The sequence below is a fragment of the Pseudomonas sp. FP603 genome, from assembly GCF_030687415.1.
GTDB classification, from domain to species: domain Bacteria; phylum Pseudomonadota; class Gammaproteobacteria; order Pseudomonadales; family Pseudomonadaceae; genus Aquipseudomonas; species Aquipseudomonas wuhanensis.
Genome location: NZ_CP117431.1, coordinates 5202737 through 5219224 on the forward strand (window position 1 = coordinate 5202737; position 16488 = coordinate 5219224).

Sequence of the window (16488 nt, forward strand, 5' to 3'; positions counted from 1 at the left end):
GTACTCCCGCTCAAAATCTGGCGACCAAGGACGGCGTGCTCAGCACGCGAGCCGAAGAAGTGCTGGTCCCTGAGAAGCATCTGCATGAACTGACACAACGTATCACTTGGCTGGAACAGCAGAATTTTGCCAAGCCGCTTGTCCATATCGTGGATCGAGAGGCTGATTCGGTCGCTCACCTGAGGCAATGGCAGGCCGAGGGTCGGCAATGGCTGGTGCGAGTCAAGGCCGGTTCCACGGCCAGTCATGCAGGTCAATCGAGGGCCCTGAGTCAAATTGCTCGCGAGATGACCTACCGCAAAACTCGCAAGGTGGACTACAAAGGAAAACCGGCCATTCAATGGGTGGGAGAAACCGCCGTCGTGCTGACTCGCCAAGCCCAGCCTTTCACCAAAGACAGGGCCGACCGCAAGACGCTGCGCAAGTCTGGTGAGCCGTTGCCGGCCCGGCTCGTCGTGAGCCGAATACTGGGAGCCGATGGTCACCTGCTGGCCGAATGGTATTTGCTGAGCAACCTTGAGCAAGAGGTCGCAGATGAACGATTGGCGCTCTGGTATTACTGGCGCTGGCGTATCGAGTCCTACTTCAAACTGCTTAAAGGGGGTGGGCATCAGCTGGAAAACTGGCAGCAAGAGAGCGGTGAAGCGGTGTTCAAACGGCTGTTGATCGCCAGTCAGGCATGTGCTGTCAGTTGGCGTCTGATGCGGGCTAAGGGGGAGTTCGCTGAGCAAACACGGGATTTTTTGGTCCGTCTGTCTGGTCGACAGATGAAGCGCTCGCAGCCGGTGACGGCTTCCGCGCTGCTGGCCGGTTTATACATGCTTTTGGCCATGTGCGAGACATTGGAACAATACACGCCCCAGGAACTGGCGGGTTTTGCTAAAGAGGCCATCGGCTGGGTGGCCAGCCGAAGACTTTAGAGATGTGTAGATACCTATGCTCATCGCGGGCAAGCCCGCTCCCACAGGTTCAGTGGTGTTCGCAGATTTTGTGTACGACACGGACACTGTGGGAGCGGGCTTGCCCGCGATGGGGCCTTAAAGGACACCCACAATCTCACCGCCGCTCCTGATTCCTCGGCCAGCTCAAACTGAAACAGGCCCCACCCAGGCTTTTGCTCTTGCCGATCAATGCTCGCCCGTCATGCCAATGGATGATTCGCCGCACGATCGACAACCCCAATCCATGCCCGCCCGAGGCGCGGGTGCGGCTGTCATCGAGGCGCAGGAACGGGGTGAAGATTTTTTCCCACGCGGTTTCCGGCACGCCCGGCCCGTCATCCTCGACGTCCACCCGACAGCGCTGCTGCCCCACCTGATAACTGACCGTCACACGTGAATGGGCGTGGCGCATGGCGTTGCTCACCAGGTTCTGCAACGCCCTGTGCAAGTAACGCGGTTCGGCCTCGACCCAGGCGTCGTCGCAATCGGCGGCCGACAGGCACAAACCGCGCTGTACCGTGACTTCGGCGCGCAGTGGCGCCAATTCTTCGATCACCTGATTGACCAACGCATCCAGATCGATCCGCTGAAAATTCAGCGCCGGCGAACCTTGCTCCAGCCGCGCATAGGTGAGCATCTCGTCGACCAGCCGATCGAGGTCCTCGATGTCGTGGTCCATCCCTTCGCGGTATTTTTCCAGCGCCTCAGGCGTGGTGGCCGAGCCGATCATCTCCAGGCCAAAACGCAAACGCGCGACTGGCGTGCGCAGTTCATGGGACACGGCGCGCACCAGCTCTCGCTGAATCGCCAACAATTGCTGCAAGTGCTCGGCCATACCATTGAACGCCGAGGCCAGGCGGCCCACCGAATCTGCGCCGCGTGCCGGTACGCGGGTTTCCAGGCTGCCCTTGGCAATGCGCGTGGCGGCGGCTTCCAGCCCACGCAAACGGCGCTCCAGCTGACGCACCAACAAATAGACAATCAAACCGATCAGGCTCAGGCCAAGGGCCGCGATCAACACCAGCCACTCGGGCGGGTAAGGATTCATCTGATACAGCGGGCCGATTTCCAGCACCCACGGCGTGCCGACCATGCCGGCAAACACCCGGATCGAATCGCCGCCCTTGCCCAGCGCCATTACCGTGTCGCCTTCGGACACGCGGCGGCTCTGGTCTTCGTCCATGTCGGCCTGATCGATCGTGACCAATTGCAGATCGAAGCCGAAACCCTTCTCTTCCTTTAACTGCGCCAGACGCTTGGGCTGCTCGGCCACCGGGTAGCGCACCAGTTCGTCGGCCAGCAGATAAATGGTCGCTCGCGCCAGTTGTTCGCTGATCTGCTGGACTTCCCCCGTGAGCACCAGTTGTTCCTTGTCGCTGACCAAGCGGTAAACCTTTGCCGCATGCGGGCCGGTCTGCTCCACCAAGGCCTGACCGCGCAGCACGCGGGTGCGCTGGGTCAGGTCGAGGCCGGTCTGAGGGAATGTCTTCAGCGCCAACGGAATCCCGAGCAAGCGCTCCCATACCAGCAAGGCCCGGTGGCGCTCGGTTTCGTTCATCGGTTGCAGGTTATCGGCCATCAGCGAGAACGTGCCGTGGGCCAGACGCTCGCGGTACTGCTCGCTGCGCACCTGGTTAAGCAGGTGCAAGGCCAGCACGCCGAGCACGGCCACCAGAATCAGCGCCGCGCACATGCCGCCATAAATGCGCAGGAAGATCGAGTTCACAGCGACAAGTCTGCGCAGGCTTCGGGAACGAACAGATAGCCTTTGCTGCGGATGGTTTTGATCAGCCGCGGATGCTCCGGATCATCGCCGATCTTCGGGCGAATGCGTGAGATGCGCACATCGATGGAACGATCCTGGCCGTCATAACCGATACCGCGCAGCGCGGTGAAAATTTCTTCTCGAGACAGAATGCGCCCGGCGTTGGCCACCAGCAGCCAGAGCAAATCGAACTCGGCACTGGTCAACTCGATGCCTTTGTCATGCAGCCAGGCCTCGCGCAACGCATTGTCCACCACCAACGGGCCGAACTGCAGACGCCGTTGTTTTTCCGGGGTTGCTTCAGGCGCTTCGCTACGCCGTAATAAAGCCTGGATGCGCGCCAGCAGCAGACGTGGGCGCACCGGTTTGCAGACGTAGTCATCAGCGCCGAGATCGAGGCCGAGGATTTGATCGGTGTCATCGGTGCGCGCGGTGAGCATCAGGATCGGGCCGTCATACTTGTCGCGAACCTTGCGGCAAATACTCAAGCCATCTTCGCCCGGGAGCATCAGGTCGAGGATCACCAGGTCCGGTTTCTCCTTGATGATGCGTGCCGCGGCGAGAGCGCCGTTGCCCTCGATCGACACGCGCAGGCCATTGGCTTCGAGATAGTCGCGAGTCAGTTCGGCCAGACGCTGGTCGTCCTCGACAATCAATACCTGCCAGACTTCTTGCTCCACGGTGACCTCTGCTTGCCAACATCACTTTAAAGGGAAGGATCCGCCCGTCTTTTTGTAATGATTGGGGAGGATAAGAATGCATCTGCATTGGCCGATTGTATAAACGGCGCACGTCTGGAACACAAGCGGGTAAATGCGTTCGGACACAACGGTTTTTTGTGATAGGGTTCGCGCCCTTAAAAATCCGAATGACTGTTTTCAATCGCTGAAAATCAGTGAAAAACGGTCCGCTCCAGCTAGGTCGCGGCCTACACGCTCGTTCCACCTTTCACACACAATTTACGCACAGGTTTATCCACAGGTAGTACGTTGCAACACCCTCAAAAACGCATTATCTTGTACCTCGGCGCTAAAAAAACCCTACATGTAGGGTTTTATGCCAAAAACCAAACACAAACCGGACACCGATTTCAAGCGCTTTTATTGCCTCTTTCCGGTTGAACCAAACGTATTTTCGAAAGACCAAACCGCGCGTGCGGATGGCTACTGTTTTTAAGCCCGAAACGGCGATAACGGTACGGGTGTTGCAGTCATTTACTGCCACCTAAAACGGAATTCGGTTTCAGGCCCCAGGCGTGACACCAAAGACTTCGGCATGGAAGCGGCGCCCAATAGCCCCCTTCCTGATCTGTCCCGAAGTTGGTATGCCCGGCCCCCACCGGTTGTAGTGCTTCAGGACAGAACGGTGGGCACCGTGATGGTGCCCAAACAAACATAGAGAATGTGGAGACAACCCCCCATGCAAACCGACACAACTCGCGAGAACCCGCAGGGCACCTTGCCGCAGGCCGCCGATTCGAATTCGGATCTGTCCGCCACCGCGCCTGGCCAGCTGCGCGTGATCAAGCGTAACGGGACTGTCGTTCCTTACACCGATGACAAAATCACCGTCGCCATCACCAAAGCGTTTCTTGCAGTTGAAGGCGGCACCGCTGCCGCTTCGTCGCGCATCCACGACACTGTTGCCCGCCTGACCGAACAGGTCACCGCGACCTTCAAGCGTCGCATGCCATCGGGCGGCACCATCCACATCGAAGAAATCCAGGACCAGGTCGAACTGGCCCTGATGCGTGCCGGCGAGCAGAAAGTGGCGCGCGACTACGTGATCTACCGCGATGCCCGTTCCAAGGAACGCGCTGTACGCACCCCTGCCGAGGACGCGGTACAGGCTCACCCGTCGATCCGCATCACCCGCGCCGATGGCAGCCTTGCACCTCTGGACATGGGTCGCCTGAACACCATCGTCACCGAAGCGTGCGAAGGCCTGGAAGAAGTCGACGGCGACCTGATCCAGCGCGAAACCCTGAAGAACCTGTACGACGGCGTGGCCCTGACCGACGTCAACACCGCCCTGGTGATGACCGCCCGTACGCTGGTCGAGCGTGAGCCGAACTACTCGTTCGTGACCGCCCGCCTGCTGATGGACACCCTGCGCGCCGAAGGCCTGAACTTCCTGGGCGTCGCCGAGAGCGCGACCCACCACGAAATGGTCGACCTGTACGCCAAGGCGCTGCCGGCGTACATCGCCAAAGGTATCGAATTCGAATTGCTGAACCCGGTTCTGGCGTCCTTCGACCTGGAAAAACTCGGCAAGGCGATCAACCACGAGCGCGATCAGCAGTTCACGTACCTGGGCCTGCAAACCCTGTACGACCGTTACTTCATCCACAAGGACGGTATCCGCTTCGAACTGCCGCAGATTTTCTTCATGCGCGTGGCCATGGGCCTGGCAATCGAAGAGAAGAACAAAGAAGACCGTGCGATCGAGTTCTACAACCTGTTGTCGTCCTTCGACTACATGTCCTCGACCCCGACCCTGTTCAACGCCGGCACCCTGCGTCCACAGCTGTCGAGCTGCTACCTGACCACCGTGCCGGATGACCTGTCGGGCATCTACCACGCGATCCACGACAACGCCATGTTGTCGAAATTCGCTGGTGGCCTGGGCAACGACTGGACACCGGTTCGTGCGCTGGGCTCGTACATCAAGGGCACCAACGGCAAATCCCAGGGCGTTGTACCGTTCCTGAAAGTAGTGAACGACACCGCCGTCGCCGTTAACCAGGGTGGCAAGCGCAAAGGCGCTGTGTGTGCCTACCTGGAAACCTGGCACATGGACATCGAGGAGTTCATCGAGCTGCGCAAGAACACCGGTGATGACCGTCGTCGTACCCACGACATGAACACCGCCAACTGGATCCCTGACCTGTTCATGAAGCGCGTCTTCGATGACGGCCCGTGGACCCTGTTCTCGCCATCCGAAGTTCCGGATCTGCACGACCTGACCGGCAAGGCCTTCGAAGAGCGTTACGAGTACTACGAAGCCCTGTCCCAGTACCCAGGCAAGATCAAGCTGTTCAAGACCATTCAGGCCAAAGACCTGTGGCGCAAAATGCTGTCCATGCTGTTTGAAACCGGCCACCCATGGCTGACCTTCAAAGACCCGTGCAACCTGCGCAGCCCGCAGCAGCACGTGGGCGTGGTTCACAGCTCGAACCTGTGCACCGAGATCACCTTGAACACCAACAAGGACGAGATCGCCGTTTGCAACCTGGGCTCGATCAACCTGCCGAACCACATCACCAACGGCAAGCTGGACACCGCCAAGCTGCAACGCACCGTGAACACCGCCGTTCGCATGCTCGATAACGTGATCGACATCAACTACTACTCGGTGCCGCAAGCGAAGAACTCCAACTTCAAGCACCGTCCGGTCGGTCTGGGCATCATGGGCTTCCAGGACGCCTTGTACCTGCAGCACATTCCTTACGGTTCCGACGCGGCCGTCGAGTTCGCCGACAAGTCGATGGAAGCGGTCAGCTACTACGCGATCCAGGCTTCCTGCGACCTGGCCGACGAGCGCGGCGCCTACGAGACGTTCCAGGGTTCGCTGTGGTCCAAAGGCATCCTGCCGCTGGATTCGCAACAGATCCTGATTGAGCAGCGTGGCCAGAAGTACATCGACGTTGACCTGAACGAATCCCTGGACTGGGCACCGGTTCGCGCCCGTGTACAGAAAGGCATTCGTAACTCCAACATCATGGCCATCGCACCGACCGCGACCATCGCCAACATCACTGGCGTATCGCAGTCGATCGAACCGACTTATCAGAACCTCTACGTGAAATCGAACCTGTCGGGCGAATTCACCGTGATCAACCCGTACCTGGTTCGCGACCTCAAGGCTCGCGGTCTGTGGGACTCGGTCATGATCAACGACCTGAAGTACTACGACGGTTCGGTGCAACAGATCGAGCGCATCCCGCAAGAACTCAAAGAGCTCTACGCGACTGCCTTCGAAGTGGACACCAAGTGGATCGTCGACGCCGCCAGCCGTCGTCAGAAGTGGATCGACCAGGCTCAATCGCTGAACCTGTACATCGCCGGCGCATCGGGCAAGAAGCTGGACGTGACCTACCGCATGGCTTGGTACCGTGGCCTGAAAACCACCTACTACCTCCGTGCCCTGGCCGCGACCAGCACCGAGAAGTCGACCATCAACACCGGTAAGCTGAACGCTGTTTCCAGCGGCGGCAACCACGGTGACGACTCGGTCCTGGCAGCTCCAGCAGGTCCGGCACCAGTGCCGAAGGCTTGCGCCATTGACGAGCCGGATTGCGAAGCTTGCCAATAAGCTGAGCTGGTGAGCGCTGAAAGGCGCTTACCTCGATAACCCCCGATCAGTCCTCTGGATTGGTCGGGGGTTTTCTTTTGCCTCAAGGAAAGTAGGGACTGTGCTGACGCCATCGCGGGCAAGCCCGCTCCCACAGGTTTCGTCGTTCACGATTCCTACGTACGACACAAAACCTTGTGGGACCGGGCTTGCCCGCGAAGAGGCCATCACTGACAACGCAAAATTCGTCACCCGAGACAAATCCCGCCCATAAAAAAAGCCCCTCTCACGAGGGTAATGCTGTTCACTTAAGCGGAGCAGCCTTACGGTCTACTGGAAACCGGGTCTTTGATATTTTCACCGTCCTTGGCCTTGAAGGTCTTGGACGGTGATCCAGAAACAATCCTCCGATACCTGCCCTTAACTCTGCCAATCGTCTGCCTGTGGCTGAAATCGGGTTGGCCGCTGCCATCACTATCAGTTGCACGGCAATGTACTGGCAAGCCGGTTTGAAACGAATGTCCGAGGGGGCTCGGCCAAACGCCACCGCCGCCTGGCTGGCTTCCCGACGAATCACGTTATAAGCCAACAAAAGTCCCCAAACCTCCTGATAGACCAAGTCGACTTTTTTGCTACGCAAGGTCACTGCGTTCTGCTGCATCGAGCTCTTGATGTCCCTGAAGCCCAATTCGATCTCCCAGCGTTCCTGATACAGCTTGGCCACGGCCTTGGCGTTGTAGGCGTTAGCCGGCAATGACGTCATGACGGTCTTTAGCTTGCCTTGAATTTCATAACTGACTTCGCGGGCCCCCAATGCGTTGGAAGGGTCGGGTTTCGCTTCCTGGCCTGCGGCGAGACTTTCATGCGCACCCAACGATCGTGCTGGCTGTAGCGGGTCACTTCTTCGCAGACCATTCCTTTTTTTGCCGGGATCAACCAATGACGGTTGCTACCAGCACTGCTCAGGCTCGACAGCAGTTCGGCCCCCCAGAATCCTTTGTCGAACAACGTCACCGAGTGATCGGGGATCTGCTGCAGGAACTCGTCGGCCAAGCGCATTTCACTGCGTCGGTAAGGGCTCAATTGCGCATCCAGGATCACGTGCGAACGTACATTCATCAACGCCACCAGGCGCAGCATGGGAAACGGAGTCTGGCGGTCGCTCGGGGTGTTTCCCGACCCGAAGTGGTCCCGAAGCTCGGGCGTATCCGGGGTGCGCAAGAGTGCTCCGTCCACTGCGAACACCTGCAGTTCATGCCAGGCGTCACCGTCATAGCGCTCCGCGCCCCATTGGGTTCCCGTCTTGCGGAACAGCCACTCAACGGGATCGGCGCCGAGCCGCTTACGCGCTTCGGTCAGACCGCTACGGGCCAACAGGTGGTCAGAGGCCAGGCCTTGGGCGCAGATGTTCAAACGTCTGGCCACTTCGTGAACCGGTTCATCACGAAACAGCGCCATGCCGAGCACCAGCCAAAGCACTTGGTCAGCGGGCAGGCGACGTCGACGAATGGTGGCCTGACTGGAAAGATCCAGCGCAGACGCGACCCACTCTATGGGGATGTTTTGGGTGAAGGTGCTCAGGTCGCAGAAGTTGAAAAGGTCGCCGAGGTCGAGCAGGTCCTGTTGAACAGACATAAAAAATCCGATGCCAGATATCTGGCATCGGATTTTCGGATAAGCCCAGCTGAGACTCAAATGCTTAAGTGAACAGCATTACTCTCACGAGGGGCCTCTTTCTGCAGCGCCAACCAGCATCAGGTCATCTGAATGATGGTCTGCATGATGGTGCTCTGGGTGGAGATGGTCTTGGCGTTTGCCTGGTAGTTGCTCTGGGCTTTGATCAGCTCGACCAATTCGTTGGTCAGGTTGACGTTGGACTCTTCCAGGGAGTTGGACACGATCGAACCCAGCGTACCGGTCTCCGGCGCATCGACACCCGCCACACCCGAGGAGAAGGTTTCTTTCCAGCGTGTGCCGCCGATTGGCTGCAAGCCTTGCTCGTTGGCGAAGCTGGCCACCGCCACTTGGCCGATGGCCTTGGTTTGCTGATTGCTGAAGTTGGCAGTCATGACGCCGCTGGCGTCGATGGTCAGGCTGGAGATCTGGCCGGTGGCATAGCCGTCCTGATATTGGGCAGTACGAGCGGTCGCCGAGTTGTAAGACGTGGTCTTCGCCAAGCTGAACGCGATACCGCTTGCAGCGGCATCGGAACCATTCGCGCCCCAGGTCACAGGAGTCGTTGAGGCGTCGGTGATAACGCCGGGTATCCAGTCGGTCATGGTCAACGTAGTACCGTCTGCACCTAGAGCCCAGCCTGCCCCTGCGGTGATAGTGTCGATGCTACCGTCGGAATTGAAGGTAATATCTGCCTCGCTAGGTGTCAGGGTGGTGCTAGCCGGGTTGCTCGGAGTCCGACCATCCATATAGGTATAAATCTTCCATTCGTTTACGTCCGTCTTGACGTAATACTGATCCATGGTGTGTTCATTACCCTGGGTGTCATAGACCTTGGTAGAAATGGTCTTGTTGTAGCTGTTGGTATCTGTCGGGCTGAACGTCGTCACGGTCGGCAAATCTTCAGCCGAATTCAGGTTCATCGTCTGATCGATCGTGGTGGTCGCGTTCGGCTTGAGGGCTGAAGTATCGATCTTCAGGTCAGTCAACACACCGTTGATGATCTTGCCGTTGGCGTCGACGCCATAACCCTGCAGACGATTGCCGTTGTTATCAACCACATAGTTTTCGGCATCAGTCTTGAACGCACCGGCACGGGTGTAGCTCAGGGATCCGTTGTCGCTGAGGATGAAGAAACCGTTGCCCTGGATGCCCATGTCCAGCACGTTGCCGGTATTGTTCACATCGCCCTGGCCGAACTGCTGGGAAACGTTGGCCAGGCGCACGCCATTGCCAACGGTCTTGCTACCCGTACCCAGCTTGGTGGCCGAGTACACGTCTTCGAATTCTGCACGGGACGATTTGAAGCCGGTGGTCGCGACGTTGGCGATGTTGTTGCCGGTCACGTCCAGTTGTTTGTTGGCTGCATAGAGACCGCTAAGGCCGATATTGAAAGACATATTCCACTCCTTTGTGCCGTGCTAGTCGGCTCTATATACCAATGGTTTGTACTTTGGACAGGGCAACGCTGCCCATGCCTGCCAGGTTCAGCATCAACTCACCGCCGGTCTGGCTGATGGTCACGCTGTTGACCGTTGCCGGCAGGTAAGTAATCAGTGAGGTGTTCGTGCCGTCGATGGTGGTCGTTGCGCCGAAGGTGTAAGTACCCGCCGGTGCCACCGCGCCCGCATCGTCCTTGCCGTCCCAGATGAAACTGGCGTTACCGGCACTTTGACTGCCCAACTCGAGCGTACGGATGGTCTTGCCTTCCGCGTTGGTGATCTTGACGGTGGCGGCGGGAACCGAGGTTGGCACCACGACGGTACCGTTGAGGCTCTTGGAGGTGTCGACCATGGTTTTGTCGGTCTGCGCGATGACTGAACGGCCCACCAGCGAAGAAGCCTGCAAGGCTTGCGAGGAGCTGTAGCTGCTGGCAAGGCCGCTGACCGTATCGTTCAGCGTGGTAATACCTTCCAGGCTACTGAACTGCGCCAGCTGTGCCACGAACTCGCTGTTGTCCTGAGGATCGAGCGGGTTCTGGTTTTTCAGCTGAGTCACCAACAGTTGCAGGAACGCGTCCTTGCCCAGCTTCTGGCCGCCGGTAGCGGCCGTGGTCAGGCTGTCTTTGGTGGTAGTGGTCGTGACCGAAGAGTTGGCCAGAACATCGCTGATAACGCTCATATGACTCGCCCCTTATCACTGACCGAGGGTCAGGACCTTCTGCATCATGGTTTTGGCGGTGTTCATCATTTCGGCGTTGGTCTGGAACGAACGGCTCGCGGAAATCATGTCGGCCATTTCTTCGACGACGTTGACGTTCGGGTAGTAGACGTAGCCCTTGGCATCGGCGGCCGGATGGTTCGGCTCGTAGCGCGCGTCAAGGTTGCTCTGGTCTTCGACCACGCCCAGCACTTGCACGCCTTGACCGGCAGCGTCCTGGTTCTGGAACAGCGAATCGCTGCCGCCGCTCTGGCCGCCCTGGAACATGGTGGCGAACACCGGGTGACGGGCACGGTAAGTCTGGTCGATGCTCGACGAGACGGTCTCGGCGTTGGCGATGTTCGAGGCCACGGTGTTCAAGCGAGTGGTCTGGGCACTCATGCCGCTACCGGCAATGTTGAAAACACTGGATAGAGACATGGATTACTCTCCGCGCAGGGCTGACACCAGCCCTTTGAATTTACTGTTGAGCAGGGTGAAGCTGGCCTGGAAGTTGACCGCGTTTTCCGCGTAGTTCGACTGTTCCAGCTGGGCGTCCACGGTGTTCTGATCGATCGACGGTTGCATCGGCGTGCGATACATCAGCGACTCGTCGCCATTGCCCAGGCCTTCAGCTTCGATGTGACGGCTGTTGGTCATGTTCAAGGCGAACTTGCCGTTTTTGGTTTTCTCGTTCTGCTCGGCGAGCACTTTCGAGAAGTCCAGGTCCCGAGCCTTGTAGTTCGGGGTGTCGGCGTTGGCGATGTTGTTGGCCAGGACTTCGGCACGCTGAGCGCGGAACCCCAGGGCTTGTTCGTGGATACCGAGCGCTTTATCGAAGCTGATGCTCATGTCGGGAAACCTTCGGGTGACCTGATTTTTCGTACGATGGATATAGCAAGCGGCGTGCCAATTCAAAAAAGCCCGTAAACCGGGGCTTTGCCGGCAGTGGCAAGGCGGCAATGACAGAAAAGCGGCAACCGATTTCCGCCGCCTGCCGCTTTTCTGCCGCTTCTCGCAATCGAAAGAACAACATTTACCCTGTGGGAGCGGGCAAGCCCACAGGGATGGTGGTGGAGGCTGAGGAATCAACAGGCAAAAAAAACGGGAGCTCCCTGAGGACTCCCGTTTTTTTGTATGCCGCCAACGAATCACTTCGCCTTGTAAATGATCCCCGGGCTGCACTGGACCATCTGGTAGTGATCCGGCAAACCGTTCAGCGCTTCGGACGCGCCAAGGAACAGATAACCACCCGGCTTCAGCGTGCTGTGAATGCGCAACAGGATGTCTTTCTTCACCTCGGCGGAGAAGTAGATCAGCACGTTGCGGCAGAACACGATGTCGAACTTGCCCAGGCTCGCGTAGCTGTCCAGCAGGTTGAACGAGCGAAATTCCACCCGACTCTTGATCGGCGCCTTGATGGCCCAGCGCCCCGGCCCTTTGGGGTCGAAGTAACGCTGAAGACGCTCGGGCGACAGACCGCGGCCGATGGCCAGGCTGTCGTATTCGCCGGTCTTGCAGTTGGTCAGCATGGTGCCGGACAGGTCCGTGGCAACGATCTGCACGCCCATCTTCAACTGGCCCATGTTGACCCGCTCGAACTCATCGATGGACATCGACAGCGAATACGGTTCCTGGCCCGACGAACACGCTGCCGACCAGATCCGCAGGCGCTGGCCGGGGGCCGCCTTGATCGCTTCGGGCAAGACCTTGTTCTTCAAGACTTCAAACGGATAGGTGTCACGAAACCACAAGGTTTCGTTGGTGGTCATTGCATCCACCACCATCTCGCGCAAACCGCTGCGCGGCTGGGTCTGGATGCGCTGAACCAGCTCACCCAGCGATTTGATGCCCTGCTGTTCCATCAGTTTGTTGAGACGGCTCGAGACCAGGTATTGCTTGTTTTCACCGAGCAAAATGCCACAGGCTTTTTCCAGGAATACCCGGAACTGTTCGAAATCCAAATTACCCGTAGACAAAGATGCCGCCTCTTAAATCGTGTTGACCGCCAGGGGCAGAAGGCCCCTAGCTGTTATCTGCTGCTTTGATCCGGTCGACTACCCGGGATGCCAGGTCATCAGGACGGAATTTGGCCAGGAAGTCATCGGCACCGACCTTCTTGACCATCGCCTGATTGAACACACCCGACAACGAAGTATGCAGGATGATATGCAGCTTTTGCATGCGCGGGTCGTTGCGGATCTCGGCCGTCAGGGTGTACCCGTCCATCTCCGGCATCTCGATGTCGGAGATCATCATCAGGAACTCGTCTTCCGGCTTCTTGCCTTCGTCGACCAATTTGCGCAGGTAATCCAGCGCTTGCCGGCCGTCGTTCAACGCCACCACTTCGACGCCGATCGTTTGCAGGCAACGGGTCACCTGCTTTCGCGCCACCGATGAGTCATCGACCGTCAGCACGCGCAAGGACAACGCCTTGTGCTGAGTCTCGATATCCACCACGCCCACCGAAATCGCCTCCGGTGTCGGTGCCACTTCCGCCAGCACCTTCTCGACGTCGATGATTTCGACTAACTGATTGTCGACCCGAGTCACAGCCGTCAGGTAGTGATCGCGCCCGGTGCCCTTGGGTGGCGGATGAATCTCCTCCCAGTTCATGTTGACGATGCGCTCCACCGACCGAACCAGGAAACCCTGGGTCTTGGTGTTGTACTCCGTGATGATCACGAAGGGATTGCTTTGATCTTTCAGCGCTCCGGAACCGGTCGCCATCGCCAGATCCAGAATCGGAATGGTCGCCCCCCGAATATTCGCCACACCGCACACGACAGGACTGGACTTGGGCATCAGGGTCAGCTTGGGGCATTGCAGCACCTCACGAACCTTGAACACGTTGATCCCATACAGCTGCTGGCCGTCGAGACGGAACAACAACAGCTCAAGGCGATTCTGCCCTACCAGTTGCGTGCGCTGGTTCACCGAATCCATTACACCAGCCATGCCCAGACTCCTACACCAACGCTAAGTGTGTTGCGACGCACATTCTTCACTAAACGGCACGGCGCTTGCTTTTTAACTCTTATGAACACAGAACCGACATTTTTCCGACACCTGACATCAACCTCTCGCAGATTACTCTGTGCGATGTCGGCCGTTTGCCTGTTCAACGCTGGCAGCCCTGCCCTTGCTGACGCGGTTACCTTGCCTGACATGCTTATCGGCGTCACTCAGGGCTTTCTTGAATTCACCGTAGAAGACTATCTGGCCACCAGTCAAACGCAAGGACGCTACGAAATCGAGGTCAACCAGCTCGATCAGCGCCTGCGCATGCCTATGTGCGACAAGGAATTGACAGCCACCCTCGAGAGCCCCGCGAGGCCTTTGGGCCGGGTCACGGTCAAGGTTCGCTGCGACGGCGCCTCCCCCTGGACAGTCTTCGTACCCGCCCAGGTACGGCTGTTTCGCGACATCGTGACCACCACCCGCCCCCTCAAACGCACAGGGATTATCGAGCCTCAGGACGTGACCCTGCGCGAGCGCGATATCAGCCTGATAAATCAGGGTTTTCTGACCTCCGTCGATCAGGCGATCGGGCAAAAACTTACCCGACCAATGGTCGCCGATCAGGTCATTACCCTGGTGCACCTCGAACAGGCGGAAGTCATTCGCAAGGGTGATCAGGTGGTGATTACCGCCCGCAGTGGTACGCTCAGTGTACGTATGCCGGGTGAAGCGCTGTCCAACGGCGGCATGAGCGAACAGATTCGGGTGAAAAACCTTAACTCCCAGCGGGTCATCAAGGCGCAAGTCACCGCGCCGGGCCAGGTGGAAGTTTCTATGTGAGCGGCCATGCAGGGATCTCTGTTCGTGAAGATATGGCGCGCCACTCGCCTGTTCCCTAAACTGTGCCGCATGCAGGACGTGCTGGCGCATGCAAGCTCATTGATAAATGGGCCTAAAGTTTTCCGGGGGAGAGCCGAAAACATGGCAAGCGTCCAAATACCCAGAGGTTTTTTGTCATGGTCATCGATTTCAATCGTTTAAACAGCTCCTCGTCACTTACGGGCAGTACACGTACCAGCGCAGCCAAGGAAACCGCCGAAGCCGGTCAATCCGCGCCGCTGAATACCCCGGCCGAACAGGCCAGTGCCACCCAAAGCGGGGAATCGGTACACCTCAGCAATGAGGCTCAACAGTTGCAAAAGGTCACTGACAAGCTGCGCGATCAGCCTGCCGTCGACAACGCCCGCGTGGCCGAGTTGAAAGCAGCGATTGCCGATGGCAGCTATAAAGTCGACAGCAACCGTGTAGCCAGCAAACTGCTCAACTTCGAAGCCCAGCGTTAGGCCACGGCCCGCGCCAGGCTTTTGGACGCTTAAAACCCAAGGCCAGCCATGCACGACACTAATTTACTGCAACTGATCATCGACGACTTTGCCCCGGCGCAACACCTGCTGGAGCTGCTGCAAACCGAGTCCCTCGCGCTGCACGGTCGCGACATGCCACTGCTTGAAGAGATTCTGGCGCAGAAACAGGCATTGATCATTTTGCTCGAACAGCATGGCCGTAAGCGCAGTGAAATCCTCGCCAGCCTCAACCTGCCGACCAATCGCCAAGGCCTGGAGCAACTTGCCAGCCATTCGAGCATTGGCAATCAGTTGCTGGCACAGAGCGACGTGCTGACCGACCTCCTGGCCCAGTGCCAGGCCGCCAACGTTAACAATGGCCAGTCGATTCTGGTGCAGCAGGCCGCCACGGCCAATCAGCTGAAAATCCTCACCGGCGGCGAGCCGCCAGCGCTCTACGATGCCCGCGGATCAACCTCCAAGCTCGCCAAGCCACGCCCGCTCAGTCAGGCTTGAGCCTTTCAATGAGCACGCCCTATCAAGACGCGAAACATGCTGGCAGAATGCTAGCCAGTAGTCATATTTGCCTGGAGATTGATGCCCCGTGTTCAATGCCTTAAGCGCGGAAGATGCTCCGCAGCCACCCAAGGTGCTCACCACGCCCCTGGAAATCTCCGGCAATCTGCGTCAGCTGCAAGACAGCCATGACCCGCTGATCATCACGTTCCACGAGCGCAGCCAGCGCTTCCAGAGTTATCTGGTGGACATCGACCGTGACAGCAACATGATCGCCCTCGACGAAATGATCCCGCGCGACGGCGAGCGCTTTCTGCTGGCCGGCGAACCGTTCAAGGTCGAAGGTTTCCACGACGGTGTACGCATCGCCTGGGAAAGCAATGGCCCGCTGACCATCGACGAATCCGGCGATGGCCGCTGCTACCGTGGCGCGCTGCCCGATGAGGTGGTTTACCACCAGCGCCGCAATGCTTTTCGCGCCGCGCTGAAGCTGGCACAACTGGTTAACGTCGAACTGGGGGGTGACAAACTCAAGTCGCCCGTCTGTGGCAAACTACTGGACATCTCCGCCACCGGCTGCAAGTTGCGCTTCGAGGGCGACATCACTGCCAGGCTGCAACTGGGCCAGGTCTACGACCGTTTTGTCGCCGCCCTGCCCTTCGGCAGCATGACGGCACCGGTCGAACTGCGTTACCTGCACTTCGAAGAAAAGATCAACACCACCTTCGCCGGCGTGCGTTTTCATAACATGAGCGGCCTGGTGCAACGGCAGGTCGAGCGGTTCGTCTATCAACTTCAGCGCGAAGCGCGGCGCTTCGATAAAGACGATTTCTGATAGACCCCGCCAATAAAAAAC

The 16488-nt window shown here is 58.4% G+C and carries 14 protein-coding genes and 1 pseudogene; 6 read left to right on the forward strand and 9 right to left on the reverse strand.

The features are described 5' to 3' along the window. The first annotated feature begins 35 nt into the window (after positions 1-35). Positions 36-920 carry a transposase gene (locus PSH65_RS24055; protein WP_305422783.1) on the forward strand — a complete coding sequence of 295 codons (885 nt, stop codon included), beginning with the start codon at positions 36-38 and terminating at the stop codon, positions 918-920. A gap of 136 nt (positions 921-1056) precedes the next feature. Here PSH65_RS24055 and PSH65_RS24060 read toward each other — a convergent pair whose 3' ends face one another. Together PSH65_RS24060 and PSH65_RS24065 are read right to left on the reverse strand one after the other, a co-directional pair. Then, the gene (locus tag PSH65_RS24060; protein ID WP_305422784.1) at positions 1057-2667 is read right to left on the reverse strand and encodes an ATP-binding protein; all 1611 of its coding nucleotides are present in this window, start codon (positions 2665-2667) and stop codon (positions 1057-1059) included. After that, positions 2664-3386, reverse strand: coding sequence for a response regulator (locus PSH65_RS24065; protein ID WP_305422785.1), 723 nt, complete (start codon positions 3384-3386; stop codon positions 2664-2666). Before PSH65_RS24065 ends, PSH65_RS24060 begins: the two co-directional genes overlap by 4 nt. 739 nt (positions 3387-4125) lie before the next feature. On the opposite strand from PSH65_RS24065, the gene PSH65_RS24070 reads away from it, so the two are divergent. Beyond that, the gene (locus PSH65_RS24070; RefSeq protein ID WP_305422787.1) at positions 4126-7020 is read left to right on the forward strand and encodes a ribonucleoside-diphosphate reductase subunit alpha; all 2895 of its coding nucleotides are present in this window, start codon (positions 4126-4128) and stop codon (positions 7018-7020) included. A 283-nt stretch (positions 7021-7303) separates the two neighbouring features. On the opposite strand, the pseudogene PSH65_RS24075 reads toward PSH65_RS24070, so the two are convergent. The 7 genes and pseudogenes from PSH65_RS24075 to PSH65_RS24105 form a co-directional block, all read right to left on the reverse strand. After that, positions 7304-8634: pseudogene (locus tag PSH65_RS24075) on the reverse strand (IS4 family transposase). Positions 8635-8753: 119 nt separating this feature from the next. Then, entirely contained in the window at positions 8754-10073 is a 1320-nt protein-coding gene (flgE, locus tag PSH65_RS24080; protein ID WP_305422788.1) for a flagellar hook protein FlgE, read from the reverse strand. A gap of 31 nt (positions 10074-10104) precedes the next feature. Beyond that, positions 10105-10794, reverse strand: coding sequence for a flagellar hook assembly protein FlgD (gene flgD, locus PSH65_RS24085; RefSeq protein ID WP_305422789.1), 690 nt, complete (start codon positions 10792-10794; stop codon positions 10105-10107). 15 nt (positions 10795-10809) lie between these two features. Then, entirely contained in the window at positions 10810-11253 is a 444-nt protein-coding gene (gene flgC / locus PSH65_RS24090; protein WP_010457154.1) for a flagellar basal body rod protein FlgC, read from the reverse strand. A 3-nt stretch (positions 11254-11256) separates the two neighbouring features. Further along, positions 11257-11664, reverse strand: a complete 408-nt coding sequence (gene flgB, locus PSH65_RS24095; protein ID WP_007899124.1) for a flagellar basal body rod protein FlgB — start codon at positions 11662-11664, stop codon at positions 11257-11259. Positions 11665-11963: 299 nt separating this feature from the next. After that, on the reverse strand, positions 11964-12791 hold the full coding sequence (gene cheR / locus PSH65_RS24100) for a protein-glutamate O-methyltransferase CheR (protein WP_052966597.1): 828 nt from the start codon (positions 12789-12791) through the stop codon (positions 11964-11966). Positions 12792-12837: 46 nt separating this feature from the next. Next, positions 12838-13770 carry a chemotaxis protein CheV gene (locus PSH65_RS24105; RefSeq protein ID WP_305422792.1) on the reverse strand — a complete coding sequence of 311 codons (933 nt, stop codon included), beginning with the start codon at positions 13768-13770 and terminating at the stop codon, positions 12838-12840. An 81-nt stretch (positions 13771-13851) separates the two neighbouring features. On the opposite strand from PSH65_RS24105, the gene flgA reads away from it, so the two are divergent. The 4 genes from flgA to PSH65_RS24125 all read left to right on the forward strand — a co-directional run bounded on the left by flgA (position 13852) and on the right by PSH65_RS24125 (position 16467). After that, complete coding sequence (gene flgA, locus PSH65_RS24110) at positions 13852-14613, forward strand: flagellar basal body P-ring formation chaperone FlgA (RefSeq protein ID WP_305427043.1); 762 nt, start codon at positions 13852-13854, stop codon at positions 14611-14613. A 176-nt stretch (positions 14614-14789) separates the two neighbouring features. Then, complete coding sequence (gene flgM / locus PSH65_RS24115; RefSeq protein WP_305422793.1) at positions 14790-15116, forward strand: flagellar biosynthesis anti-sigma factor FlgM; 327 nt, start codon at positions 14790-14792, stop codon at positions 15114-15116. A gap of 48 nt (positions 15117-15164) precedes the next feature. Beyond that, positions 15165-15632: a flagella synthesis protein FlgN gene (locus PSH65_RS24120; protein ID WP_305422794.1), complete on the forward strand. Its 468-nt coding sequence runs from the start codon at positions 15165-15167 to the stop codon at positions 15630-15632. A gap of 88 nt (positions 15633-15720) precedes the next feature. Continuing rightward, positions 15721-16467 (forward strand): flagellar brake protein, encoded by a 747-nt coding sequence (locus tag PSH65_RS24125; protein WP_305422796.1) that lies wholly within the window; start codon positions 15721-15723, stop codon positions 16465-16467. The last annotated feature ends 21 nt before the right edge of the window (positions 16468-16488 follow it).

What these genes read in the sequence shown, in the direction of transcription:
- flgA (WP_305427043.1), top strand. Translation starts at nt 13,852, where the DNA reads ATGAACACAGAACCGACATTTTTCCGACACCTGACATCAACCTCTCGC.
- PSH65_RS24105 (WP_305422792.1), bottom strand. Translation starts at nt 13,770, where the DNA reads ATGGCTGGTGTAATGGATTCGGTGAACCAGCGCACGCAACTGGTAGGG.
- flgB (WP_007899124.1), bottom strand. Translation starts at nt 11,664, where the DNA reads ATGAGCATCAGCTTCGATAAAGCGCTCGGTATCCACGAACAAGCCCTG.
- flgD (WP_305422789.1), bottom strand. Translation starts at nt 10,794, where the DNA reads ATGAGCGTTATCAGCGATGTTCTGGCCAACTCTTCGGTCACGACCACT.
- PSH65_RS24070 (WP_305422787.1), top strand. Translation starts at nt 4,126, where the DNA reads ATGCAAACCGACACAACTCGCGAGAACCCGCAGGGCACCTTGCCGCAG.
- flgC (WP_010457154.1), bottom strand. Translation starts at nt 11,253, where the DNA reads ATGTCTCTATCCAGTGTTTTCAACATTGCCGGTAGCGGCATGAGTGCC.
- PSH65_RS24120 (WP_305422794.1), top strand. Translation starts at nt 15,165, where the DNA reads ATGCACGACACTAATTTACTGCAACTGATCATCGACGACTTTGCCCCG.
- flgM (WP_305422793.1), top strand. Translation starts at nt 14,790, where the DNA reads ATGGTCATCGATTTCAATCGTTTAAACAGCTCCTCGTCACTTACGGGC.
- flgE (WP_305422788.1), bottom strand. Translation starts at nt 10,073, where the DNA reads ATGTCTTTCAATATCGGCCTTAGCGGTCTCTATGCAGCCAACAAACAA.